The organism is Exiguobacterium sp. s46 (assembly GCF_018618875.1).
GTDB lineage: Bacteria > Bacillota > Bacilli > Exiguobacteriales > Exiguobacteriaceae > Exiguobacterium_A > Exiguobacterium_A abrahamii.
On sequence record NZ_JACSMY010000003.1, the window covers coordinates 78,546 to 102,608 of the forward strand.

General features: G+C 47.3%; 23 protein-coding genes, 1 pseudogene and 2 riboswitches. Of the genes and pseudogenes, 14 read left to right on the plus strand and 10 right to left on the minus strand.

Annotated features, from left to right (window positions below):
• Positions 1 to 14 precede the first annotated feature (14 nt).
• Positions 15 to 1,877, plus strand: coding sequence for a molecular chaperone HtpG (gene htpG, locus KNQ08_RS13605; RefSeq protein ID WP_133208455.1), 1,863 nt, complete (start codon positions 15 to 17; stop codon positions 1,875 to 1,877).
• A gap of 64 nt (positions 1,878 to 1,941) precedes the next feature.
• Here the strand turns inward: htpG and KNQ08_RS13610 are convergent, their stop codons facing one another.
• The 3 genes from KNQ08_RS13610 to KNQ08_RS13620 all read right to left on the minus strand — a co-directional run bounded on the left by KNQ08_RS13610 (position 1,942) and on the right by KNQ08_RS13620 (position 5,090).
• The gene (locus KNQ08_RS13610) at positions 1,942 to 3,525 is read right to left on the minus strand and encodes a Na+/H+ antiporter NhaC family protein (protein WP_214725178.1); all 1,584 of its coding nucleotides are present in this window, start codon (positions 3,523 to 3,525) and stop codon (positions 1,942 to 1,944) included.
• Between the two features lie 111 nt (positions 3,526 to 3,636).
• Positions 3,637 to 3,815: riboswitch (Lysine riboswitch) on the minus strand.
• Between the two features lie 92 nt (positions 3,816 to 3,907).
• Positions 3,908 to 4,645 (minus strand): uracil-DNA glycosylase family protein, encoded by a 738-nt coding sequence (locus tag KNQ08_RS13615; protein ID WP_214772333.1) that lies wholly within the window; start codon positions 4,643 to 4,645, stop codon positions 3,908 to 3,910.
• A gap of 124 nt (positions 4,646 to 4,769) precedes the next feature.
• Positions 4,770 to 5,090 carry a heme oxygenase gene (locus KNQ08_RS13620; RefSeq protein WP_023469797.1) on the minus strand — a complete coding sequence of 107 codons (321 nt, stop codon included), beginning with the start codon at positions 5,088 to 5,090 and terminating at the stop codon, positions 4,770 to 4,772.
• An 89-nt stretch (positions 5,091 to 5,179) separates the two neighbouring features.
• Between KNQ08_RS13620 and KNQ08_RS13625 the strand changes: the two genes are divergently transcribed.
• The 5 genes from KNQ08_RS13625 to KNQ08_RS13645 all read left to right on the plus strand — a co-directional run bounded on the left by KNQ08_RS13625 (position 5,180) and on the right by KNQ08_RS13645 (position 10,234).
• Positions 5,180 to 5,839 carry a methyltransferase gene (locus tag KNQ08_RS13625; protein WP_214806142.1) on the plus strand — a complete coding sequence of 220 codons (660 nt, stop codon included), beginning with the start codon at positions 5,180 to 5,182 and terminating at the stop codon, positions 5,837 to 5,839.
• Between the two features lie 9 nt (positions 5,840 to 5,848).
• Positions 5,849 to 6,733 (plus strand): ABC transporter ATP-binding protein, encoded by an 885-nt coding sequence (locus tag KNQ08_RS13630; protein ID WP_251133720.1) that lies wholly within the window; start codon positions 5,849 to 5,851, stop codon positions 6,731 to 6,733.
• On the plus strand, positions 6,730 to 7,536 hold the full coding sequence (locus tag KNQ08_RS13635) for an ABC transporter permease subunit (protein ID WP_353049230.1): 807 nt from the start codon (positions 6,730 to 6,732) through the stop codon (positions 7,534 to 7,536). The genes KNQ08_RS13630 and KNQ08_RS13635 overlap by 4 nt, the downstream gene beginning before the upstream one ends.
• Before the next feature lie 124 nt (positions 7,537 to 7,660).
• The gene (gene rlmN / locus KNQ08_RS13640; RefSeq protein WP_023469793.1) at positions 7,661 to 8,734 is read left to right on the plus strand and encodes a dual-specificity RNA methyltransferase RlmN; all 1,074 of its coding nucleotides are present in this window, start codon (positions 7,661 to 7,663) and stop codon (positions 8,732 to 8,734) included.
• 63 nt (positions 8,735 to 8,797) lie between these two features.
• Positions 8,798 to 10,234 (plus strand): DEAD/DEAH box helicase, encoded by a 1,437-nt coding sequence (locus KNQ08_RS13645; protein WP_149428052.1) that lies wholly within the window; start codon positions 8,798 to 8,800, stop codon positions 10,232 to 10,234.
• A gap of 10 nt (positions 10,235 to 10,244) precedes the next feature.
• Here the strand turns inward: KNQ08_RS13645 and KNQ08_RS13650 are convergent, their stop codons facing one another.
• The 5 genes from KNQ08_RS13650 to KNQ08_RS13670 all read right to left on the minus strand — a co-directional run bounded on the left by KNQ08_RS13650 (position 10,245) and on the right by KNQ08_RS13670 (position 14,249).
• Complete coding sequence (locus KNQ08_RS13650) at positions 10,245 to 11,573, minus strand: NAD(P)/FAD-dependent oxidoreductase (protein ID WP_214806144.1); 1,329 nt, start codon at positions 11,571 to 11,573, stop codon at positions 10,245 to 10,247.
• A gap of 76 nt (positions 11,574 to 11,649) precedes the next feature.
• Positions 11,650 to 12,285, minus strand: a complete 636-nt coding sequence (locus tag KNQ08_RS13655; protein WP_023469790.1) for a nitroreductase family protein — start codon at positions 12,283 to 12,285, stop codon at positions 11,650 to 11,652.
• Positions 12,286 to 12,336: 51 nt separating this feature from the next.
• Positions 12,337 to 12,972 (minus strand): nitroreductase family protein, encoded by a 636-nt coding sequence (locus tag KNQ08_RS13660; protein ID WP_023469789.1) that lies wholly within the window; start codon positions 12,970 to 12,972, stop codon positions 12,337 to 12,339.
• A 1-nt stretch (position 12,973) separates the two neighbouring features.
• Positions 12,974 to 13,429 (minus strand): MarR family winged helix-turn-helix transcriptional regulator, encoded by a 456-nt coding sequence (locus tag KNQ08_RS13665; protein WP_023469788.1) that lies wholly within the window; start codon positions 13,427 to 13,429, stop codon positions 12,974 to 12,976.
• Between the two features lie 154 nt (positions 13,430 to 13,583).
• On the minus strand, positions 13,584 to 14,249 hold the full coding sequence (locus KNQ08_RS13670) for a YczE/YyaS/YitT family protein (RefSeq protein ID WP_023469787.1): 666 nt from the start codon (positions 14,247 to 14,249) through the stop codon (positions 13,584 to 13,586).
• A 152-nt stretch (positions 14,250 to 14,401) separates the two neighbouring features.
• Here KNQ08_RS13670 and KNQ08_RS13675 point away from each other — a divergent pair, with 152 nt between their 5' ends.
• The 8 genes and pseudogenes from KNQ08_RS13675 to tnpB all read left to right on the plus strand — a co-directional run bounded on the left by KNQ08_RS13675 (position 14,402) and on the right by tnpB (position 21,751).
• Positions 14,402 to 15,199 carry a DUF817 domain-containing protein gene (locus tag KNQ08_RS13675; RefSeq protein WP_214806145.1) on the plus strand — a complete coding sequence of 266 codons (798 nt, stop codon included), beginning with the start codon at positions 14,402 to 14,404 and terminating at the stop codon, positions 15,197 to 15,199.
• Positions 15,200 to 15,274: 75 nt separating this feature from the next.
• Positions 15,275 to 16,543: a DUF2325 domain-containing protein gene (locus KNQ08_RS13680; RefSeq protein WP_214806146.1), complete on the plus strand. Its 1,269-nt coding sequence runs from the start codon at positions 15,275 to 15,277 to the stop codon at positions 16,541 to 16,543.
• Between the two features lie 63 nt (positions 16,544 to 16,606).
• Positions 16,607 to 17,245, plus strand: coding sequence for a DUF975 family protein (locus KNQ08_RS13685; RefSeq protein ID WP_214725166.1), 639 nt, complete (start codon positions 16,607 to 16,609; stop codon positions 17,243 to 17,245).
• Positions 17,246 to 17,358: 113 nt separating this feature from the next.
• Positions 17,359 to 17,461: riboswitch (SAM riboswitch) on the plus strand.
• A gap of 74 nt (positions 17,462 to 17,535) precedes the next feature.
• Positions 17,536 to 18,594 (plus strand): LLM class flavin-dependent oxidoreductase, encoded by a 1,059-nt coding sequence (locus tag KNQ08_RS13690; RefSeq protein WP_149428047.1) that lies wholly within the window; start codon positions 17,536 to 17,538, stop codon positions 18,592 to 18,594.
• Entirely contained in the window at positions 18,591 to 19,538 is a 948-nt protein-coding gene (locus KNQ08_RS13695) for an ATP-grasp domain-containing protein (protein ID WP_050678782.1), read from the plus strand. The genes KNQ08_RS13690 and KNQ08_RS13695 overlap by 4 nt, the downstream gene beginning before the upstream one ends.
• Before the next feature lie 76 nt (positions 19,539 to 19,614).
• The gene (locus KNQ08_RS13700) at positions 19,615 to 20,082 is read left to right on the plus strand and encodes an SRPBCC family protein (protein WP_023469781.1); all 468 of its coding nucleotides are present in this window, start codon (positions 19,615 to 19,617) and stop codon (positions 20,080 to 20,082) included.
• Between the two features lie 135 nt (positions 20,083 to 20,217).
• A pseudogene (gene tnpA, locus KNQ08_RS13705) lies at positions 20,218 to 20,643 on the plus strand (IS200/IS605 family transposase); the annotation flags it as partial.
• 16 nt (positions 20,644 to 20,659) lie between these two features.
• Positions 20,660 to 21,751 (plus strand): IS200/IS605 family element RNA-guided endonuclease TnpB, encoded by a 1,092-nt coding sequence (gene tnpB, locus KNQ08_RS13710; protein ID WP_133208443.1) that lies wholly within the window; start codon positions 20,660 to 20,662, stop codon positions 21,749 to 21,751.
• Positions 21,752 to 21,938: 187 nt separating this feature from the next.
• Here the strand turns inward: tnpB and KNQ08_RS13715 are convergent, their stop codons facing one another.
• On the minus strand, positions 21,939 to 22,322 hold the full coding sequence (locus KNQ08_RS13715) for an NUDIX domain-containing protein (RefSeq protein ID WP_214725162.1): 384 nt from the start codon (positions 22,320 to 22,322) through the stop codon (positions 21,939 to 21,941).
• Between the two features lie 65 nt (positions 22,323 to 22,387).
• A complete protein-coding gene (locus KNQ08_RS13720; protein ID WP_023469778.1) occupies positions 22,388 to 24,010 on the minus strand; it encodes an ABC-F family ATP-binding cassette domain-containing protein in 1,623 nt (540 codons plus the stop codon).
• Positions 24,011 to 24,063: the final 53 nt, after the last annotated feature.

Consider the following 24,063-nt stretch of genomic DNA (forward strand, 5'->3'; position numbering starts at 1 on the left):
GAGGCAGAATGAGCATGGAAACGAAACAATTTAAGGCGGAATCAAAACGATTGCTGGAGATGATGATTCATTCCATCTATACGCATAAGGAGATTTTCCTGCGCGAATTGATCTCGAATGCAAGTGACGCCATGGATAAGATGTACTACAAAGCATTGACGGACGAGACGATTTCGTTCGAAAAGGAACACTACAAAATTACAATCGAACCAAATAAAGAAGCGCGTCAACTCATCATTCGTGATACGGGAATCGGAATGACGAAGGAAGAACTAGAAGAGAATCTCGGTACGATCGCGAAGAGTGGATCGCTTGCCTTCAAAGCAGAGAATGAAGCACAAGATGGTCATGATATCATCGGACAATTCGGTGTCGGATTCTATTCTGCATTCATGGTCGCAGACGTCGTCACCGTCGTTACGAAACCGTTCGGCAGTGCAGTCGCTTATAAATGGGAATCGCGTGGTGTCGAAGGTTATACGATCGAGGAAGTCGACAAGGAAACCGTCGGAACGGAGATTACGCTCCATATCAAGGCGAACGAGGAAGAAGAATCGTATGACGAATACCTCGAGACATATCGTCTACGTAGCATCATCAAAAAATACTCGGATTTCATCCGTTATCCGATCGAGATGAAGGAACTCGAACGTCAGCCGATCGAAGGCAGTGACGAGACGGAAGAGGTCGAAGTCGTCAAGACGATCAACAGCATGGTGCCGATCTGGCGGAAGAACAAACGGGAACTGACAGACGAAGACTATACGAACTTCTACCAAGAGAAGCGTTATGGTTTCGACACACCAGCGAAACACATTCATATCAGTGTCGACGGCGCTGTTCGTTATCAATCGATCTTATTCATTCCAGAGCAGGCACCGTACGATTATTATTCGAAGGAATTTGAAAAGGGTCTTGAACTCTATGCCAACGGTGTCTTGATCATGGAAAAATGCAGCGACTTGTTGCCGGATCACTTCAGTTTCGTCAAAGGGATGGTCGACTCGGAAGACTTATCGCTCAATATCTCGCGCGAGTTACTGCAGCACGATCGTCAATTGAAATTGATCGCGAAAAATATCCAAAGTAAGATCAAGACACAACTCGAAGCCCTCCTGCGCGAGGATCGCACGAAGTACGAAACGTTCTATCAAGCGTTCGGACGCCAGCTGAAGTTCGGTATGTATAATGATTACGGCATGCACAAAGAACAGGTGCAGGACCTCGTCCTCTTCTACTCAGCTAAGGAGAAGAAGTTGATCACACTCGCAGAGTACGTCGCAGCGATGCCGGAAGATCAGGCACATATCTACTACGCCGCTGGTGAGAGTACGAATCGTCTGGATAAATTACCACAATCCGAGCTCGTCCGTGATAAAGGGTATGATATCTTGTACTTCACGGAAGAGATCGATGAGTTCGCGATCCAGATGCTCGTGACGTACAACGAGAAGACGTTCAAGTCGGTCACGAGCAGCGATTTAGGGATTGAAGCGGAGGAAGCGGAGACGACGGACGCACAAGCAGAGATGTTCCAAGCCATGCAGGAAGTGCTAAGTGGGCAAGTCAAGGAAGTCAAAGCCTCAACACGTCTAAAATCGCATCCTGTCTGCTTTGCGACGGACGGCGCTGTCTCAATCGAGATGGAGAAAATTCTGAAGGCGATGCCGAATAATGAAGGGGTAGAAGCGGTCAAGATTCTTGAATTGAATCCGTCACACGCAGTGTTCGAGTCTCTTGAAACGGCGTATCAAAACGATCGTTCAAAATTCGAGCGCTATACCAAACTGATGTATCAACAAGCATTACTTGTCGAAGGGCTTCCACTTGAGGATCCGGTAGCGTTCGCGAATGATGTGTGTTTATTGATGGTGTGAAACGAATAGATATAAAAAAGGCATTGGATGCGCGCATCCAATGCCTTTTTCATAAAGTGTTTCATCAATCCGTTTGTAAATCCGAAGCGGTTTCGCCTTTTTTCGAGAGAACGTTCAAGACGACGACGAAGAGTACGAATGTGACAAGAGCTCCGATGAAACCGAATACCGAAGACTCCGTGAAACCGATGACTAAATAACCGACTGCCGCAGTGACGGCACCGACTAGCGCATACGGTAACTGTGTCGTAACGTGATCGATATGATGGGATCCAGCCCCTGTCGAACTTAAGATTGTCGTATCGGAAATCGGTGAACAATGGTCACCGAAGACAGATCCAGCAAGAACAGCAGCAAGTGTCGGTAACAAGAGTGAGGCATCGACAGCCATGACGAGATCCGCACCGATTGGCAACATGATCCCGAATGTACCCCAACTTGTTCCTGTCGAGAATGCCATCAAGCCGGCAATCAAGAATAACAAGAACGGCAAGTACGACGCAGAAATCGAGTTGCTAACGAAGCTCGCGAGATAATCACCGGTTTTCATATCACCGATGACAGCAATGATCGTCCAAGCGAATAACAGAATCACGACTGCTGGCCACATCGAACGCATACCAGCAACGATGCTTGCACGGTAATCGCGGCCCGGAATTTTTCGTCCGATCAGCATCAGGAAAGCGACGATTAAACTGATGACGACACCTGCGACGAGTGAACGTGTGACGTCTGTTGCCTCAAATGCTCCAATTAAAGTAAACGGGCGATTGTCGGCTGCAAGTGCCTGAGCACCTGTCCCGAGTAACGCACTGATTGTAGCAATGACAAGAACGACGATCGGAACGACGAGATCCCGGACTTTTCCGTTCGTATGTTCGTTGACCTCTTTTGCCATCCCCATCGGTGTTCCTTTTGACGCATCAAAAAGTTCACCATTCGCGGCACGGCGTTCATGCTGTTTCATCGGTCCGACAGAAACGCCAGAATAAGCGATGTAAAGTGTTAAAAGTAACGCGAAAATCGCATAGAAGTTCATTGGAACGATCATCATGAAAGCACTAAACGCTGAGTAATCCGTAATCGAGTGCGTCGTTAAGATACCGGCGATGATGGAGATGATGAATGCGCCCCAACTCGAAAGCGGACTGATGACACAAACAGGCGCAGCTGTTGAGTCAATCAAATAGGCAAGCTTTGCACGTGAGACACCACGGCGATCCGTTAACGGACGACTGACGTTGCCGACAGCGAGACTGTTGAAGTAATCATCGATGAAAATCAAGATACCGAGTCCGAAGGCAACTAAGCGTGCACCACGCGCTGTCTTGACGTGAGTAGAAGCCCATTCACCGAAGGCACGAGCGCCACCTGATGTCTGAATGAGCGTGGAAAGGACGCCGAGCAATAACAAGAAGACAAGCAATAAGACGTTCCACTCGTTCAAGGCACCGTCTGCCCAAAAGAGGCTGAAGATGTTCTTGCCGAGATAGGTTACCGTATCGATCGGGTTAAAACGGTGAAGTAACAGGGCACCGACGAGAATACCGACACCTAACGAAAGAACGACCTTTCGGGTAAAGATGGCTAATAAGATAGCTAGTAAAGCAGGTACAAGGGCAATGATGGAATCTGAATAGTTGACCATGAAAAATATCCTCCTCTTTAATAAATGGCTTAAAGATGAGACCCCGCGGCACAAAAAAAGCAAGGGCACCGGCAACAAAGCCGACACCCTCGCTGGATGCGTCTTTCTTAGCCGAATTGGAGCGCTCCATACAATTGTTATGTATGGCAATCGATCGGGTGTTTCCCGAATCGACCAACGACGATATGCTCGACACATACTGTCATTTCGGCGATGTCACCTTTCCTGTAGTCGTCTTCGTTGTCATCCTCGGACCAAGTACTGATTGAAATCGCGCCTCTACCTCATCGATAGAATAGTCATATTCTGTTCTTATGGACACTTTATCATGTATTTCAGAAGCGATTCAACCATATATTCTGATAATTTAAGATAAAGTTGTTTATTCAGCAAAATGTTGAATGAGCTGTTTCATCAAATAGGCTTGGTTTTCCTCGAATTGTTTTTTTCGATGACCGTTCGCGCCAGATGGGTGGGGGAATCCGGAAAGAAGCTGATGCTGTTCGATTCGTCCATCATGAATCAATCCACGGACTTGCGTCTCGACGACCCGACCGAGTGGAATTAATAACACTGGTTTTTGTAACTGATTGATCTCAGCGACGAAGTGTTCTTCCGCGTAGTGCCTTAATAAAGGGCTACGATTGATCTTCGGTTGATGACCCGAGTAATTCTTTTCGCGATAAAAGACGGGTTGCTTTAACAGTGACGTTGGATGCAATAATTTCTGATGTTGATGAAATAAGCTAGCCGTCGTCTCGATTCCGAGCAATGCTGGAAGTTCAAGTGTATCGAGCATCTGGACGAGGTTACGTCGCATCGTTCCGGCAAAGCTTGCTGTATATTTGACGAGGCGTGCCGTCTCTTCTAATGAAACACCATGATGGAGGGCATCCGTCGCTTCTTCGAAAGCGATTCGCATCTGTTCAAAACCTGGTGTGATCCCGATGATGACGACTTTTGCTTCAGTATTGACATATTCGCCAATCGGAGAGTAATAGACGGTCAGCTCGTTCTCCTGTTGCAATAAAAAATCGTCCGTCCATAATTCATCACGTCGTAACGTACGATCGTCAGGTAAGCTACGAATGGCTTGTTCAAATATAGTTAATGAATTCATGAAGGACCCTCTCTCTCTGTAATGGCACTATGATAACAAATAATACCATTTGAGACAATTCGACCCTTTCACTATTTTTATACAGGTATCTAAAAAAGGACTCGAGACGAGTCCTTTTCGTGCATCATGCGCGTTCTTTGACCGAAGCGACTTCATATGTCAGAATCTCGCTGCCGAGCATTGGCGATTCTCCTGCCTCACTACTCGCAGGTCGACTATGTGACGCTTTGAAATCGTCACTTTCCCGCCACGCTTGAAAACTCTTCATATCTTCCCAGTACATGTTGACGTTCATTTCATCGTGTTCTTCGATGTTTTGCGTCAATAAGACCTCGACGCGGATGAATCCGTCCATCGTATCAAGTCCACTTGGACGCGTAAAACGAGGAGCGAGAGCTGCAGCCATCCCTTTTTTGACTTTAATCCGGTTCGTAACGACGATCATCATAAAATCCCCTTTCAAAAAACGAGTAACGTACTTCTTCAGTATAGTACGATGAGGGAAAGAATGCCGGAAAGAAGGAACAAAAGACGATGAATGAACAGGAATATGATCAACGATTACGAATTGAGACCATTGAGATGCAACACCTTTATGGTGTGTTTAGTCACTACAATCGCTATGAACCGACGCCTTATGCGGCACTCGGCGAATTATGCGAAACCTATCCGTTTCAAAAAGAGGATACTGTCATCGATTTCGGGTGTGGGAAAGGGCGTTTAAACTTTTACTTACATGACCGATTCGACTGTTCCGTCATCGGAATCGAGATGAACGGACAATTTTACGAGGACGCACTTCGGAATATGGCGAACTACCAAAGTCGACGGAAGCGGCGTTCCGGAAGTTTGCGATTCGAACAGACGTATGCCGAGCAGTATACCATTCCGGATGAGGCGAATAAGTTTTATTTCTTTAATCCATTCTCTTCACAAATTTTCATGAAAGTGATCGATCACATTTTAAGTTCGGTCGAACGTTCCCCGCGTTCGGTTGATCTCATCTTGTATTACCCGACCGATGAATACCGGGAGTACTTGGAGCGCCATACCGTATTCGAGCAAATCGATGAGATTCGATTACGAGACCTCTATGAAAAAAATCATGACGAGCGGTTCGTCATCTATCGCTTTGATCCGAACAAACTGCTTCAAAACGGGTATGAATACAGTGAGGAAAGAAATAAAAGATAGGGAGGTCGGATGATGATCCGTTTGGAGCATGTGACGAAGGAATTTGCGCCGGGGCGTGGGATATTCGATGTCAGTTTTACAGTTGATCCGGGTACGATATTCGGTTTCATCGGACCAAACGGATCTGGAAAATCAACGACACTCCGACATTTGATGGGACTATTGGCTGCGGATGCTGGAAAGGCGACTATCGGTGGTTTTGATTGCTGGAAGCAAAGTAAAGAAGTGAAGCAGTTGGTCGGTTACTTGCCGGGGGAGATTAGTTTACCTGGAGACATGACGGGAGCAGACATGCTGGATTTGATGCAACGACTACACGGTAGCGATCCGGCACGGCGACAACTGTTGTTGAAACGATTTCCTTTTGAGACGAAGACGAAAATCCGCAAGATGTCAAAAGGGATGAAACAAAAATTGGCACTTGTCGGTTGCTTCATGAAGGATGCACCCGTCTATCTACTTGATGAGCCGACCAGTGGACTCGATCCTTTGATGCAAGAGCGTTTTTTAGAGTGGATCGAACAGGAGAAGCATGCTGGAAAAGCGATTCTGATGAGTTCACATCACTTTCCGGAGATGGAAAAATCGTGCGATCGAGCGGCTTTAATCAAAGCAGGGCGCATCATCGTCGAATCGGATATTCATGAGTTGGTTCGATCGAGTCGAAAGACGTACACGATCGTCTTCCGAACTGAGGTGGAGGCAGCACAGTTCGCGATGCAAGTCGGTGTTGAACCGAAGCGGCTGGAAGTCAGTTTTCAAACGGACGAGACGTTGAGCTTAAATCAGGCAATCGCTTATTTAACCCAATATGATGTGCGGCTGATTCGTCCGTCAGCAGATGATTTAGAACAGGTCTTCTTGCATTATTATGGAGAGGAGGAATCGTCGTGATATTGCTGATCCGCTCTTTATTCAAGCAGGTCAGAAAGCCCGTGCTTGCTTATGCGATTGGAACGAGTCTCTACTTATTGATGCTTGCGTTGCTTTATCCATCGATGATGAAGACCGGTTTACTAGAAGCAAAACTAGAAGCGTTACCTCCAGAAGTCTTAAAAGCATTTCAATATGATAAGGTGACGGGGTTCGATAATGTACTGGATCTGCTCGGAGGGAACTATTATGGACTGATCTTTCAAGTCATTGCGAGTCTATTCTTGCTCTCATTAGCAGCGCGCCTCGTTGCGCGACCGATCGACAACGGAGAGCTGATCGTCTATCTCGCAGCCCCGATCACTCGGAATGCGTATACGTTTGCTGTCGCAATCGTCATGGGTATCGCAAGTATGGTTCTCGTAGGACTGAATGGACTCGTCTTGATGGTATCCGACTGGTGGATGACAGATATTTCGATCAATGACGTCATCTTATGGCGGATTCAACTCAATGCGCTATTGTTACTCTTCGCGATCGGTGCCTTTACGTTATTCGTTGCGACGTTATTTGACGAAGAACGTCGTGCTTTTTCGCTTGCCGGTAGTGTACTGGTTCTATCGATCGTCTTGACGATTCTGTCGGAACTAAGTGACAAGACGGAGTGGCTTCGTTATCTATCCGTCTTCTCCTTATTCAATACGACGCAATTACTAGAAGGAACGGATCATTTTCTTCTTCACTCCGTTCTTTTACTTGTCCTCTGTCTTGTGTTCTTGACTGGAGCAGTCGTTCAATTCGGACGTCGGAGCCTGTCGATTTGATCGAAAGTGGCGCAAAAACTTTACAGAAAGTGAACATTTAGGATTTGAACGTTGCGTCACGCGCTGATTTTTACTAAGATAAAGGAATGTTGTAGTTCTGGAAAAAGAAATGAGGTCTTTCGAAATGAATAAACCATCCATTTATGGATTAACGCTTGAGCAGATGACAGAATGGTTATCGAATCAAGGGCACAAACCATTCCGTGCCAAACAAGTATGGGATTGGCTCTACCGTAAACGTGTCACGACTTTCGCGGAAATGACGAATGTCAACAAGGATTGCCTTGAGTTGTTAGATCAGAGTTTTACGATTGACTCGATGACAGAAGCGGTCAAGCAAGAATCAGCAGACGGAACAATCAAGTTCCTTTTCAAATTATATGATGGCAACTTGATTGAAACGGTTTTGATGCGTCATAAATACGGTCTTTCTGTCTGTGTTACGACACAGGTCGGCTGTAACATCGGCTGTAGCTTCTGTGCAAGTGGTCTTATCAAGAAGAGCCGCGACTTGTCAGCAGGCGAAATCGTTGAGCAGATCATGAACGTTCAACATCACCTCGATGCAGTCGGTAACGAAGAACGTGTCAGCCACGTCGTCGTCATGGGTATCGGTGAACCGTTCGATAACTTCGACAACATGGTTGACTTCTTGAACGTCATCAAGGACCACAATGGTCTTGCGATCGGTGCACGTCACATCACGGTTTCAACAAGTGGTTTGGCAGACAAGATCTACAAGTTCGCTGACTTGAAACTCCAAGTCAACTTAGCCATCTCGCTTCACGCACCAAACAATGAATTGCGTACGCAAATCATGAAAATCAACCGGGCGATCCCGCTTGAGAAATTGATGCCAGCGATCGATTATTACGTTCAAACGACGAACCGTAAAATCACGATCGAGTACATCTTGCTTCGTGGCGTCAACGACCAAAAAGAACACGCAGTCGAACTTGCGAAACTGTTCGAAGACAAACGTCACCTGACGTATGTCAACTTGATTCCGTACAACCCAGTCGATGAGCACGGTCAATATCAGCGCAGTACGTCTGAAGATATCACGACGTTCTACGATACGTTGAAAAAGAACGGCTTGAACTGTGGTGTTCGTCTCGAGCACGGAACAGACATCGATGCGGCATGTGGTCAATTACGTAGTAAGCAAATCAAAAAAGATAAAGTAGCATCCAAATAATTCGTTGGGCTTCTCATCGTTTCGGTGGGAAGCTTTTTTTACGATAAGAAATGAGGACATTCTATGACACGTACACGATTTAATGATTTTAACTTAAGCGCACCGATTCTCGACTCAATCGAGCAACTCGGCTACACGACACCAACCGAAGTCCAGCAATCCGTCATTCCGGTCGTATTATCTGGAAAAGATGTCATCGTCAAATCACGGACGGGGAGCGGAAAGACGGCATCGTTTGCGATCCCACTGTGTGAACTCGTCGAGTGGGAAGAAAACAAACCACAAGTCTTAGTCTTGACGCCAACACGTGAGCTTGCCTTGCAGGTCAAAGAAGATATCATGAACATCGGACGTTATAAGCGGATCAAAGCGACAGCTGTCTTCGGCAAGCAACCGTTCCGTGGGCAAGTCACGGAGCTCAAGCAAAAGACACACGTCGTCGTCGGAACACCGGGACGCGTACGCGATCATATCGAGCGGGGCACGTTATCGCTTGAGAAAGTCCGTTACGTCGTTTTAGATGAAGCGGACGAAATGCTGAACATGGGCTTCCTCGATCAAGTCGATGCCATCTTGTCTGAGTTACCGAAGGAGCGGATGACACTATTGTTCTCTGCGACCTTCCCAGAAGACATCGAACAGTTGAGTGACCGTTACATGGAGGCACCAAAACGGATCGAAGTGGGTGAAACCGTTGTCTCGACGATTACGCATAGTTATATTCCGGTGACGGACAAGACGAAGTTCGCGATTTTGAAAGATGTCCTGGTCGCTGAAAACCCGGATCGCTGCATGATCTTCTGTCGGACGAAAGAACACGTTGATTTCGTCGCGAATGGTCTACGCGCACATGACTATCCGGTTGAAGCGATCCATGGTGGGATGGAACAAGACGATCGACTCGATGCGATGAAAGCCTTCCGTGCCGGGAAGTTCCGAATTCTTGTCGCAACAGATGTCGCGGCACGTGGGATCGATATCGAGAACATCACGCACGTCATCCAGTATGATCTCCCTGTCGAACGAGAAAGCTACGTTCACCGGACCGGTCGGACGGGGCGTGCAGGAGCAGCAGGACAAGCAATCAGCCTCGTCACGCCGGCAGACGAACGTCGCCTGAAGGAAATCGAGCAGTATCACGGGAAACTGACACGTCGCCAAGCACCGACGGAAAAGGACTTGATGCGAACAGCGGATGCATTTGAGGAGAAGATGGCGACGGAAGATACGCGTTCTTCGAAAACGGAGCAGCTTGATGCGGACATCATGAAATTGTTCTTTAACGGCGGGAAAAAGAAAAAACTCCGTGCCGTCGACTTCGTTGGAACGATTGCGAAGATTGAAGGCGTCACAGCAGACGACATCGGCATCATCTCGATTCAGGATACGTTGACGTATGTCGATATCCTCAACGGGAAAGGTCCGCTTGTCCTCCGGGCGATGAAGACGACGAAGGTCAAAGGGAAACAATTGAAAGTGTACGAAGCATTCAAGAAATAAGACAAGCCGGTCATTCTCCGCTTAAGCGAAGAAGGGACCGGCTGTTTTGCGTCAAGGCATGTCCAAGATGGAGTCCGCTAGCAGCTGCTTGGGCAAGCGAGTGTGTGGCACCGGAACAATCCCCGATCGTATAGACACCGGGACATGTCGTCTCAAACGTCTCTGACGTCTCAAGCATCGGTGCGTAAAACTTGCCATCTAATCCGTAAAGCAACGTATCTCCCGGAAGTTCCACTTCAAGGAGTTGCTCAAGGCGCTCTAAAAACCCTTCTAAGACAAGCAGGTCTTCTGCAGGTACTTCTGCATGCAAATTACCGGGGGACGCGGTTAGGGAAGGGACAATGGTGTTACGACTCAATTGATCGTGTGTCGTCGCTCGCGATGCTCGGAAATCACTGAGTCGCTGAACGAGAATGCGATCACCACCTTGGTTGATTCCGCCAATGATGCGTGCGGCATACGCATTCGCTTTCGTTAGCGTCGAAAAATAACGCGGGAGAAATAGTGTAAAGTTCAGGTTTGTCGAGCCGTCTGCCGTCTCGTGGACGTTTTGACCGTCCGGCATGACGAGTCCTTCTTGATATTTGCGGATGATCCGTCCGCGTGGATTCATGCAATAGGTGACGGCTTGACCGTAAGGCGAGTCGTAACCGAGCTTCGTCTCGAACGTCTCCTGTAACAATGTCCGAAATAGTCCCTCATCCGTCTCAATTCGCACCCCGAGATCGAGTCGGGTCCGCTGTGGGGTGACGCCAAGCGTCGCTAACTGTTGCAACGTAAAGTCTGCACCTGAACGACCTGTCGCGAACACAATTCGTTGACTGACGAAGATCTCGTCCGCTGTTTTGATCGTAAACGGCTCTGATTTTTTGATCTGCTCGATGGTCGTTTCGAACCGGGCATCGAGTCGTGGCAATAAGGCGTCCTCAAACGCCGTGAAGACGGCAGCGGTCCGTACTGTGCCTAAATGACGGACGGTCGTCTCGACCGTATGCAGACCGGCGCGACGGGCACGAGACGCTACAGTAGGGGAATACGTGGAATAGGTCTCAACTGTACCTCCACCATATGTACATAAGAGATCATCGACTTCTTCGAACAGTCGTCGTGTCGTCTCTTCACCGATTTTTGAGACGAGTTCCCCGCCAAATCCCGTCGCATAATTGAACTTTCCTTCTGATTTGCCAAGCCCTGCGAATCCAAGATACGCATCTTCTGCTGTTCGTTCGCGAATCGGTTTTCCGGCATCGAGCAGTAGGACGCGTTGTCCATCTTCAACGAGCTGATGGGCGAGGAAAATTCCTGCCACACCGGCTCCGATAATCGTCACATCATACATCACAGACGCCTCCTTTTCTTTGAGTATACAAAAAAGCCGGATTCCTGTGAAAGGAATCCGGACTAGGTGAGATCGCTTATTTCCACTCTGCGATGTCAGCGATTGGTAGACGAACTGATGGGTATCCTGCGTCGACTGCTTTACCGATTGAAAGCAGCATGACTGGAAGATAACGTTCTTTTTCAAGACCGAATGCTTCTGCGATTTGATCTTTTTCGTAACCACCGATTGGGTTTGTATCGTAACCGTGTGCACGAGCAACGAGCATCAATTGCATCGAAACGAGACCTGAGTCAATCAAGATGCTATCACGTAATGTTTCAACGTCTTCTGGACGGTAGAAACCTTTGATGGCTGGTACTTGGCGATCACGTACTTCTTGTGGCATAAGACCTTTTTCAACAGCCATGTCGTAGATTGTCTCGATGCTATCGACCGCGTTCATGTCACCGAAGACAGCGATGACAGCAGAAGATGTCTCGACTTGAACTTGGTTGAATTTTGCGAGTGGTGCGAGTGTCGCTTTACCTTCTTCGCTATCGATGACGAGGAAACGCCATGGTTGCATGTTAACTGAAGATGGTGCAAGTGTTGCTTCTTCAAGGATTTGTGTCATTTCTTCTTTTGAAATTTTTACGTTCGTGTCGTAGTTACGAATCGAGCGACGTCCTTTGACGATTTCCATGAAGTCCGTTGTTGTTTGAGTAGTCATAATTATTCAATCTCCCTTGTGTGTGTTTTCTTTTTTTATAGTGTAAAAAACTTATTTCCAGTCTGCGATGTCGTTGATTGGTAGGCGAACTGATGGATATCCAGCGTCCACCGCTTTACCGATCGATAGCAACATGACCGGTACATAACGATCTTTTTCAAGACCGAATGCTTCCGCGATTTGATCTTTCTCGTAACCACCGATTGGGTTTGTATCATAACCGTGTGCACGAGCGACGAGCATCAATTGCATCGAGACGAGACCCGAGTCAATCAAGATGCTGTCTTTCAAGTCGTTTGCTGATACGCTGCTGTACATCCCTTGGATCGCTGGTACTTGGCGATCGCGTACTTCTTGTGGCATGAGCCCTTTTGCGACAGCTGTATCGTAGATGTTCTCGAGTTGATCAACAGCGTTCATGTCACCGAAGACGGCGATGACAGCAGAAGATGTCTCGACTTGGACTTGGTTGAATTTCGCGAGTGGTGCAAGCGTTGCTTTGCCTTCTTCGCTATCGATGACGAGGAAACGCCATGGTTGCATGTTGACAGAAGAAGGTGCGAGTGTTGCTTCTTCAAGAATTTGTGTCATTTCTTCTTTTGAGATCTTCACGTCTGTATCGTAGTTACGGATCGAACGGCGTCCTTTGACGATTTCCATGAAGTCTGTTTGAGTTTGCGTTGCCATATTAAATCGACTCCTCTTTTAATTTAGGTAATGTGTCGGCGTTCGCTTCGATGCGTTGAATCATCTCAGCTAACGTCCGTTGTTCTTCAGCAGAGAATCCTTCGAGTAGGTTCTCGAGGAACTCATCTTTTTGTTCGCGTAATCGTGCAATGCGCGTCGCCCCTTGTTCCGTTAATGAAACAAGAATCACCCGATTGTCAGCGGCTGAACGCTCGCGAGCAATCATCCCTGTCGATTCCAGGTGTTTGAGGTGACGGGTCACCGCCGCGTGATCGACATTGACGCGTTTTTGCAATTCTTTTTGACTGATCGTTTGATCGACTTGTAGTTGAGCAAGTAGGTCCATTCGAGTCTGACTGAAACCATCCGTACAGAGATCGAATTTTTGAGCAATCGTCTTATTGACGGAGACGAGTGCATAGATCAAACGTCCTTTTTCGGTGCAGGAAATACTCAATCCATCACATCCTTCCCTTCGTTCGAAGAAACCTTTGACGTATCAAAGATTGATATGTAAACGAATATAACGTGTTTATTTTGATGACGCAACTTATCTGCTTCTGACATAAAAAAAGATATCATTCACGCGGAATGATATCGAGTCAGGTGACTTAGCTAATTTGGCGTTCAGACGCTGGAATTCCTTTTGCATCAATCGCTGCAATGATCCGGCGGAAATAGAACAACCAAAATTGCAGGAACGGTCCGATTAAGAAGATCGAGAGAATCGTACCGAAGAAAACAGGTCCCCCAAGCAACCAACCGATGCCGCATGCCGTGACTTCCATGATCGTCCGCATCAGACGAATTGACGTTCCGAAGCGCTCTGCAAGTGTCAGCGTCAACCCATCACGTGGACCGGCCCCGTATCCGACAGCGACATACAGACCAGCGCCCATCCCAATGATGAAGATACCGAAAATCAGCCAGAGTGTATTCAACCAAATCGACTCAAAAGAAGGTAAGAGATGAGAACCAAGCACAAGATTCATGAAGACACCGACGAAAATTGCATTGACGAGCGTTCCGATTTGCGGTGTGACGCGGTCTAATGCGTACTTAACGAAAACGAGTAATAGACCAACAAGTAAGATGATCGTTCCGACGGATAGTGGCGTCTTCTTTTGGAGACCAAGATGCAATACATCCCACGTCGAGACACCGAGTTCAGCCGTGATCATCATCGATGAGCCAAGAGCGAGTAAAAATAAACCAAGCAGGAAGAGTCCCCACTTTAACGTAGCGCGTAACAACCAGGAAGCGCGATGACGCGTCATGTCTGGCACCTCATTTCTTAAAATAATTGATTCGTTAACTGTATCATGAGGAAAGTGGAAGAAGAAAGACGAAATTTTCCGTTTTTTCCATCTTAAGAAGGAGGGGAAGGAGGATTGAGACACGTATACTGAAGAAAAAAGGAGATGACCGAATGAAAGCGATCCGGCACCTGATTCGTTTTACATATATAGAAGCCATCTGTTGCGTCTTTCCCGTGATGATTTTCGCAGCGCTTGCTCTTTCACGTTATCTTCCTACTGAACCGGTTGCTCGATATGATCTCCTGTTGCTATGGTGTATTCTCGTCCAAATCGTCTTACTCGTCACGCGGTATGAAACGATGGAGGAATTCAAACTGATCTTATTGTTTCACGTCATCGGTCTAGTACTTGAACTGTTCAAAGTGAACGTCGGGTCTTGGAGTTATCCGGAAGACGCTTTGACGAAAGTGGCTGGTGTTCCATTGTATGCAGGATTCATGTACGCAAGCGTCGCGAGTTATGTCTGCCAGGCTTTTCGGCGATTTCATTTACGATTCATAGCATTTCCTCCCCCGTGGCTTGCGATCAGCGTCGGTAGTCTCGTCTATCTCAACTTCTTCACCCACCACTGGATCTTCGATGCACGCTGTCTATTGATGGTTCTCGTCGTCCTCGTTTTCTATAAGTCATGGGTTCATTTTACGATCGAGCAGACGATTTACCGGATGCCGCTCGTCCTGTCCTTTTTACTGATTGCCTTTTTCATTTGGATCGCGGAGAACATCGTAACGTTCTTTAAAGGCTGGGTCTATCCGCATCAGGAAGGAGGCTGGGCAGTCGTTGATCTTGGAAAATTGTCTTCTTGGTTCCTGCTTGTGATCATCACGGTTTTGATCGTCATCGTCGCGAAATACAAGCGTCAGGATCCGGCTGTGGAAATTCAACAACGTACCCAAACAAAAAAATGACCAGGCTATTTTTTTGCACTACTTCCGCGTTTTTTCGTTGCTATAGTGAAAAAAACGCAAAGGAAGTGGTTACGGATGATGCAACAGGTGTTGGAACGAGCAACTGAATTGGTACAGATGAAATTAGCGGTCGTGGAGCAGTATGAAGATTGGCAACTCTGGCTCGACGAAGTGAACGGAATCGATGAATGGGTCAAAATGTCAGCGTATTATGCACCGCGCGACGTTCAAGAAACACCGGTCATCGATGAAGTGATGGAGTTAGAGAAACAGACTATCGTCATGCCACCGCAAGTACCGATCGAGCCAGTACGCAAGCAACGTTATGCCTATACGTTTCAGCGGGGGTTAAAAGGTGGTACTTTACTAGAATGGTCGGGCAGTCATATTTCTGAACGAGACGTCCGCGATTGGAATCTCGAGCACGGCATGGAAGTCCGTGTCCGTGTCGATCGTCAGGATGATCAAAAAACGATATGCCGTATCGAAGCCGTCGTCTCGACGGAGCGAATGAGAGAGAATCCAGAACGTGTCGTGTTTGAACAAGCAATCGTCAAGGCGCATGGAATCATTGAGGAAACGGTGAATGGTCCACTGCAAGATGAGTCGGGCAGATCGTTCTATTATGTCGTTCCGGTAGAAGACATGCGCTATTTCCGACTAGAAGCAGGTCAACTCGTCGATCTCGTCATGTGGCGGGAACGGAAGGATACACTGACGATTGCTTGGAAGCATCCATTCACGTATAAAGAGCCGATCGTCAACGCATCATCTAACCGCCCATCAGAGGTAGAGCAACCGGTAGTGAAGACGTCTGTGACAACGAAAAAGTCAAATCGGTATGCACGAAAAATGAAACGACAACCGGTTCCGAAAGCTAAAAAAGCACAGCGTCGCGTCCGTATGCCAAAAGAGCGAACGATTGAACCGATCGTGACGACAGCCGTACCTGGACAATTGATGGATTTCGTTGATAAGACACCACTTGATTTCACGCGCTTCACAGGAATGCGTCTCGTCATCGTCGGAAATGAACAACAGACCGCTGTCTATCGCGAGTTCTTTGCGCCGACGGGAATCGAATTGATTCATCTTGCAGGGGACGCACAGTCCGCGAAAAAGATTGCCTGTCTCGCCAAAAAGACGGACGCGATCGTCGTCGTGACGAGTCGCGTTTCTCATGCAGCGAGTGCACATGTCATCGCGCAGGCAAAAAAGCATGGTATTCCATTCGCGATGGAACGGCTCGACGGTCGACGATCGTTATACACGGCGTGTGAACGACAACTTGAGCGTGCTTGGCTCAACCAGCAACGAGACGGGAAATTATTGAAAAAAGAGTGAAACATTAGAAGAATTCGACCGTAAAGTAAGGTGAGAACTTATTTTTCAAGGAGGACCTTACTCATGTCATCTCAATTAAAAAAAGCAGCGAAGGAGTCGCTCAGCGGTCGTTGGGGATTTGCCATCCTCATGTTCGTACTGTTTTCTATCATCCAGAGCGTTCCGACGTTCATCGGACCAGATCCTAACGAAGATCTAAATGCGATGAGTGCGGTCAGTATCATTCTTTCGATTTTATTGATCCCAATCGCAGCGGGTTGGACGTGGGTCGCGATGTCGTTCGCACGCAATGAAGAAGTCAAAGTAGCTGATTTGTTCGAGCCGTATAAAATCTTCGGCAAAGTCATCGGCGTCTCGATTGTGCAAGCGGTCTTCTTATTCTTATGGACATTACTCTTGATCATTCCAGGGATCATCAAGTCGTTCTCTTACCTGTTGACGTTCTACATCCTTCGAGATGAACCATCGGTCGGTATCTTCGAGGCCATCACACGTTCACGTCAACTCATGGATGGTCATAAAATGGAAGCATTCTTACTCTTCCTATCATTCATTGGTTGGGCATTACTCGTGATCGTTACACTTGGTCTTGCTGTCTTATGGGTTGGACCATACTTCAGCGTCACAATGGCAAAATTCTATGATCGTGTGCGTGGTGAACAAGCGCCAGAGCCAACATCAGATTTCGTCGCACCATATTAATACCGAATCCCGACACGACGTCGGGATTTTTTTATGCGTGAAATAATTCCGATTGGAAAAGACGGTTTAATGGTTGCTTTAGTTCAGTGAATTTTGTACGATGAATGCAACACATCTTATCTAGAGAAGTCGAGGGACTGGCCCGAAGACACTTCAGCAACCCCGCTACGGCGGAAGGTGCTACTTCCAGGAAGGGATACCTTCCGAAGATAAGAGCGGACAGGACAAGATACCGTCGCTCTTTTCGAACTTCGAAAAGAGCGTTTTTTTATGATAAGGGGGACGATGGAGTGGAGTATGGTTTTTGGTTACCGATTTTTGGGGGATGGTTACGTAACGTCGAGGATGAACAGATGCCACCGACCTTCGATTATGCGAAACAAGTCGCACAAACAGCAGAACGAATCGGGTTCTCGACGACGTTGATTGCGGAATTGAACTTGAATGATATCAAAGGCATTAAGGAACCGAGTCTTGAGGCATGGACGACGGCAGCAGCGATTGCTGCAACGACAGAACGCCTTGAGATCATGACAGCGGTTCGTCCCGGGTTCCATAATCCAGCGACGACGGCGAAGATGGCGGCAAACATCGATCAGTTGAGTGGTGGACGCTTTACGCTCAACGTCGTTTCAGCGTGGTGGGCAGAGGAAGCGAAACAATACAACGGTATCTTCACAGCGCACGATGAACGCTATGCTCGGACGGAAGAGTTCGTCACGGTCATGAAGGGACTGTGGGCAGATGCGTCACCGTATAGCTTCTCCGGTCATCACTACACGATCGAGCAAGCAGAACTCCATCCGAAGCCAGTCCAGCGTCCAGGCATCAAGCTCTACGCTGGTGGAGAGAGTGAAGCTGGAAAGCGAACGATCGTCGAACACTGTGACGCTTATGTCATGCACGGGGGCACTGTTGAAGAAGTAGCCCATAAAATCGACGACATGAAAGTACGCCGGGAAGCGACGGGACAAAAGCCGCTCGAAAGCTTCGGTCTTGCTGCCTACATCATTTGTCGGGATACGGAAGAAGAAGCACTTCTTGAATGGCAACGGATCACGGACGTCAAGGAAGACAGCGCCGGTTATGCCGGTTATCAGGATTTCATTAGTAAATCGCAACTGGAGCAACAGGTCGAGCGGAACGATTATTCTGTCTCGAACCGTGGTCTACGTCCGAATTTAATCGGGACACCAGAACAAATCGCTGAACGGATTCTAGCGTTCGAAGCCGTCGGTGTCACGTTACTTTTGTTACAATTCTCACCACAACTTGAAGAAATGGAACGCTTTGCTCGTGACGTAATGCCACTGGTCGAAGCGAAACGAAAGGTAGGTCAACAATCATGACAAAAATTCATATTCTCCACGAAAACCAAGAATGGACGGACCATCTCATCAAACGTCTCGAAGAACTCGAATTACCGTATGAACAGTGGCACTTGAATGAAGGAATCGTTCCGCTGGATGAACTGCCGCCAGAAGGCGTCTTTTACAGCCGGATGAGTGCTTCTTCGCATACGCGGGGACATCGTTACGCGCCGGAGTTGACGGAAGGGGTCCTCGCTTGGTTAGAAGAGCATGACCGGACCGTCTTTAACGGAACGCGTGCGCTCCGTCTTGAAGTCAGCAAAGTCAATCAATATACGGCGTTGCGGAAGGCTGGGATTCGTGTACCGAAGACGACGGCTGCCGTCGGACGTGATCAAATCGTACAAGCAGCAAAAGAAATCGGTGTTTCGTCATTCATCACGAAACACAACCGTGCCGGAAAAGGTCTCGGCGTCCAGCTGTTCCACTCGATTGAAGCACTTGAAGCTTATCTCGACGGTCCGACATTCGACGAACCAGTCGATGGCATCACGTTGATTCAAGAGTATATTCAAGCACCAGAACCGTACATCACACGTTGTGAGTTCGTAGGTGGAAAGTTCGTCTACGCGGTTCGAGTCGATACATCAGAAGGGTTCGAGCTTTGCCCAGCGGATGCATGCGTGATCGACGACTTGTTCTGCCCAGTCGGTGAAGAAGCACCGCAAACACCGATGAAGTTCCAAATCGTTGAAGGCTTCGATGACCCGATCATCCAAAAGTATGAAGCATTCCTCCAAGCGAACCAAATCGCGGTCGCAGGCATCGAGTTCATTAAGGATGCGTCAGGTACGATCTATACGTATGACGTCAATACGAATACGAACTATAATTCGGATGCCGAGGCAGCTGCAGGACGCTACGGTATGCTCGAACTAGCGAAGTTCCTCGGTGCAGCCCTTGAAACAAGCACAGTAAAATAAGAATCTGCTCTCGCCCTGTCACCGGACGTTACAAGACCGGATGACAGGGTATTTGTATAGAAAAGGGGGCGGATCTATGATTACGTGGAGAGAAGAACGACAGCTCGATATTCCGATTGAGGAAGCATGGCACTTGTTTGATCACACGCGATTGCAGCGTTTGATTCCAAACGTCGTCCAGCACGAGGTGATTGAACGAAAACCGGGTGTCGTCGGTTCGACGTATCGTCAAACATACATGCAGGGTAATCGACTTGAAACCTATATCGTGACCGATTTAGCCTATACGAACGAGCCTGACTTCAAACAAAATACGATTGGATTCACATTGGCTAAAATATTCAAGATCGAGATGACGTTTACACTTAAACCGATCGACCATGACCGTTGTCTGTTGATCTATACGGGAAAAAATGAGGGAGCGAACTTTGTTGGAAAGAGTCTGTTGTCGCTTGGAGGAGAGCGAGAGAATGAGAAAATCGTTCATGGGCTGTTGCAACGTGTCGAAGAAGAAGCGGCGAAACAAAAGAAGAATAACGCATGAAAAAACGGATTCCCGCGTTTTTGTATCCTGTCGCTTCGTATACGATTTATCAAAATCAGGCGAGAATACTCCCACCTCTAAGTGTAGCGTAGGTAGGAGATGAATCACCCGTTTCGATAAGACTATAATCATTTGATGAAATCAGTGCAACCAATAAAAGGAATTGATACACAAACAAAATTTAACACAGATAAGCATTCAGTCTTTCTTCTGAATTACGATCTTATCCTCGTAGTGAAATACAGGAGACAAGTGATTGATGACGCCATCTCGACGTTTGCGAGACAGATGTTCGAACGAATAGGCACGTCATATCGTATTACACTGATCGAGTGGAACCATGACAACGATTATATCGATGTGTTGTTTAAAGCGCACCCAAACGCGGAAATGTCCAAGTTTCTGAACGCTTATAAGAGTACCAGCAGTCGATTGATCAACCACGATTTTCCACATGTCAAAACACAACTTTGAAAAGAAATGTTTTGGTCCCGAAGTTATTGTCTAGTGAGGACCGGAAATGCGACGATCGATGTCATCAGACACTACATCGAAAAAAAGGAGAGGAGTGATTTCCTTGCTGAAGGCGTACAAGTTTCGACTTTATCCGACGAAGTTCCAACAAGAGTATTTCGTGAAGACGTTCGGTTGTGTCCGTTTCGTTTACAATAAGATGCTCGAAGAGCGTATCCGATTGTATAAAGAGTCTAAGCTCGACCCTGACGTGAAGCAGAAGCTCCCAACCCCAGCAAAGTACAAACCTGAATTCCCTTTCCTAAAAGAAGTCGATAGTCTTTCCCTAGCGAACGCTCAGATGGACTTGAATAAGGCATACCAGAACTTTTTTCGGGATAAGTCTGTTGGGTTCCCCAAGTTCAAATCGAAGCACAACGACCGCGCCTCTTACACGACGAACAATCTGAAGGGAAGCATCCGAATCGAGGCATGTCAGGTGAAGCTTCCTAAGATTGGTTTTGTGAAGTTGAAACAACATCGTCCGTTTACAGGTGTGATCAAGTCCGCGACGATCTCGATGACGAGGACCCGAAAATTCTTCATCTCGATCCTCGTCGATCAAGCCGAAGAGCAATGGATTCCCGCCAAACATAAAGTAGGGATTGATCTTGGTTTGGAGCACTTCGCCATCCTGACAAACGATAAACATTTTTCTGAGAAAGTTGCCAATCCGCGCTTTCTTCGAAAGTCTGAAGATAAGATAAAGAAGGCGCAACGTGGCTTGTCACGCAAGAAAATTGGGAGTAAGAACCGAGAGAAGGCGAGGATGATCCTTTCCAAGAAGCATGAAAAGATTGCGAATCAACGTCAAGATTTTCTTCATAAGCTGTCGAAACGAATCGTTGACGATAACCAAGTCATAGTCGTTGAGACACTTAAGTCGAAGAACATGATGAAAAACCATAAGATCGCCAAATCGATCGGGGATGTCAGTTGGTATGAGTTTGTTCGTCAGCTAGCATACAAATGCAAATTCTACGGGCGAACACTTATCAAAGCGGATCAATGGTATGCCTCTACACAGATTTGTTCTTCTTGCGGAATAAAAAGCGAGAAGAAAGCCATGGATGTGCGCGAGTGGAGCTGTATTTGTGGTGCTCTTCATGATCGAGACATCAACGCGAGCATCAACTTGTTGATGTTAGCATACTGAAAATTCTTCAGGGTGGGGACCACCCGATGAGCTTGGTCAATAATCGTAGCTTGTAAAAGTACGGTCTTCCCAAGAGGCTCCTACTTCAATTTGCGAAGCAAACAAGTGGTGAGTAGTTCACTCAGTCGATTATGTAGGGAGTGTAAAGAAACCTGGTTAGTTATATCTCAGTTAGTTAATCTTTCCTTTACAGTAAGTTCAGCAAACGAGTAATCTGTGAATCATCTTGAAGGTCCTTTAGTGGTCGGAAACGGACGGTTCGTAATTCCTGTTTATTAAGCGGAAGTTCGGGATCAATCCCGAGTCGAGGTGCAGAAGAACTACCTGAGGTGCGTTGAACGAGAAAACATGTCTCGATTCCCTGATCGATTGAAATCTCGTAGAGTTGTCGTTCGATTGTGATGTGAAGATGCGTCTCCTCTAATACTTCGCGCACGACGGCTTGTTCTTTTGTTTCACCACGCTCGACACCTCCGCCCGGTAACGTCCAAAATGTCCGGGAAGGCGTGTGTAATTCAACCATTAAGATCTGTTGCTCTTCAATCAGCGCGGCACATACGCGATGACGCATATCGCATTCCTCCTTCAAAGTGTTCAAAAAAGAGACCGAAACGACAGTTCCGGTCTCTTTTGACATCATTGTGCGTATAACGCTGTTAATTGCTGTTGGATCGTATCATTGTTCAAGTACTCATCGTATGTCGTTTCTTTATCGACGATACCGTTTGGCGTCAACTCGATGATACGGTTCGCAATCGTTTCGACGAACTGATGGTCATGCGAGCTGAAGAGCATCGCACCTTTGTAAGCGATCAAGCCATCGTTGAGTGCTGTGATCGATTCGAGATCCAAGTGGTTCGTTGGATCGTCGAGGACGAGAACGTTAGCACCGCTGAGCATTGCTTTTGAAAGCATACAACGGACTTTTTCGCCCCCAGATAAGACAGAGGCTTTTTTCATAACTTCTTCTCCTGAGAAGAGCATCCGACCGAGGAATCCACGGAGGAACGTATCACTCTCATCTGCCGGTGAGTACTGACGGAGCCAATCGAGGATCGTCTTGTCCGAGCCTTCGAAGAATTCCGAGTTATCTTTTGGCAAGTACGACTGTGAAGTCGTGACGCCCCATTTGAACGTACCGCTATCCGGTTCCATCTCACCCATAAGGATCTTGAAGAGAGTCGTGATCGCGATATCGCTCTGACTGATGAACGCGACTTTATCCGTCTTGTTCAACGAGAAGCGGACGTTATCAAGGACTTTGACACCATCAATCGTCTTCGAGATACCGTCAACCATCAAGAGGTCATTTCCGATTTCGCGTTCCGGTGTGAAACCGACGAACGGATAACGGCGTGACGATGGACGAATGTCGTCGAGTGTGATTTTATCAAGCAATTTCTTCCGCGACGTCGCTTGTTTCGCTTTTGAAGCGTTTGAGCTGAAACGCGCGATGAAGGCTTGAAGTTCTTTGATTTTCTCTTCTTTTTTCTTGTTTTGGTCACTTGCCATGCGCGAAGCAAGCTGACTTGACTCGTACCAGAAATCATAGTTTCCGATATACAATTGAATCTTACCGTAATCGAGATCCGCCATGTGCGTACAGACGTTGTTCAAGAAGTGACGGTCGTGGGAAATGACGATGACCGTGTTCTCGAATCCGATCAAGAATTCTTCGAGCCATTTGACGGCTTTCAAATCAAGTCCGTTCGTCGGCTCATCGAGTAAGAGAATGTCTGGTTTGCCGAACAACGCTTGTGCAAGCAAGACTTTGACCTTTTCCGATCCTGTCAGCTCAGCCATCGTTTTCGAGTGAAGGTCTTCCTTGATGCCGAGTCCTTGAAGAAGCATTGCGGCTTCCGACTCTGCTTCCCAACCGTTCATCTCAGCGAATTCACCTTCGAGTTCAGCAGCGCGCATGCCGTCTTCGTCCGAGAAATCTTCTTTCATATAGATCGCATCTTTTTCTTTCATGACTTCATAGAGACGTTTGTGTCCCATCATGACCGTTTCGATGACTTGGAATTCTTCGTATTCGTAATGGTTCTGACGGAGAACGCCTAAACGTTCGCCTGGTGTGATGATGACATCGCCTTGTTGTGCTTCGATGTCACCAGCGAGAATTTTCAGGAATGTCGATTTACCGGCACCGTTTGCACCAATCAGACCGTAACAGTTACCTGGTGTGAACTTGATGTTGACGTCTTCGAATAATTTTCGGTCTGCAAAGCGAAGACCGACGTTTTGTACTGTAATCATATAGAGATGAACCCTCGTTTCTAGTAAGTGATGTGCTCATTCGAGTGTACCAC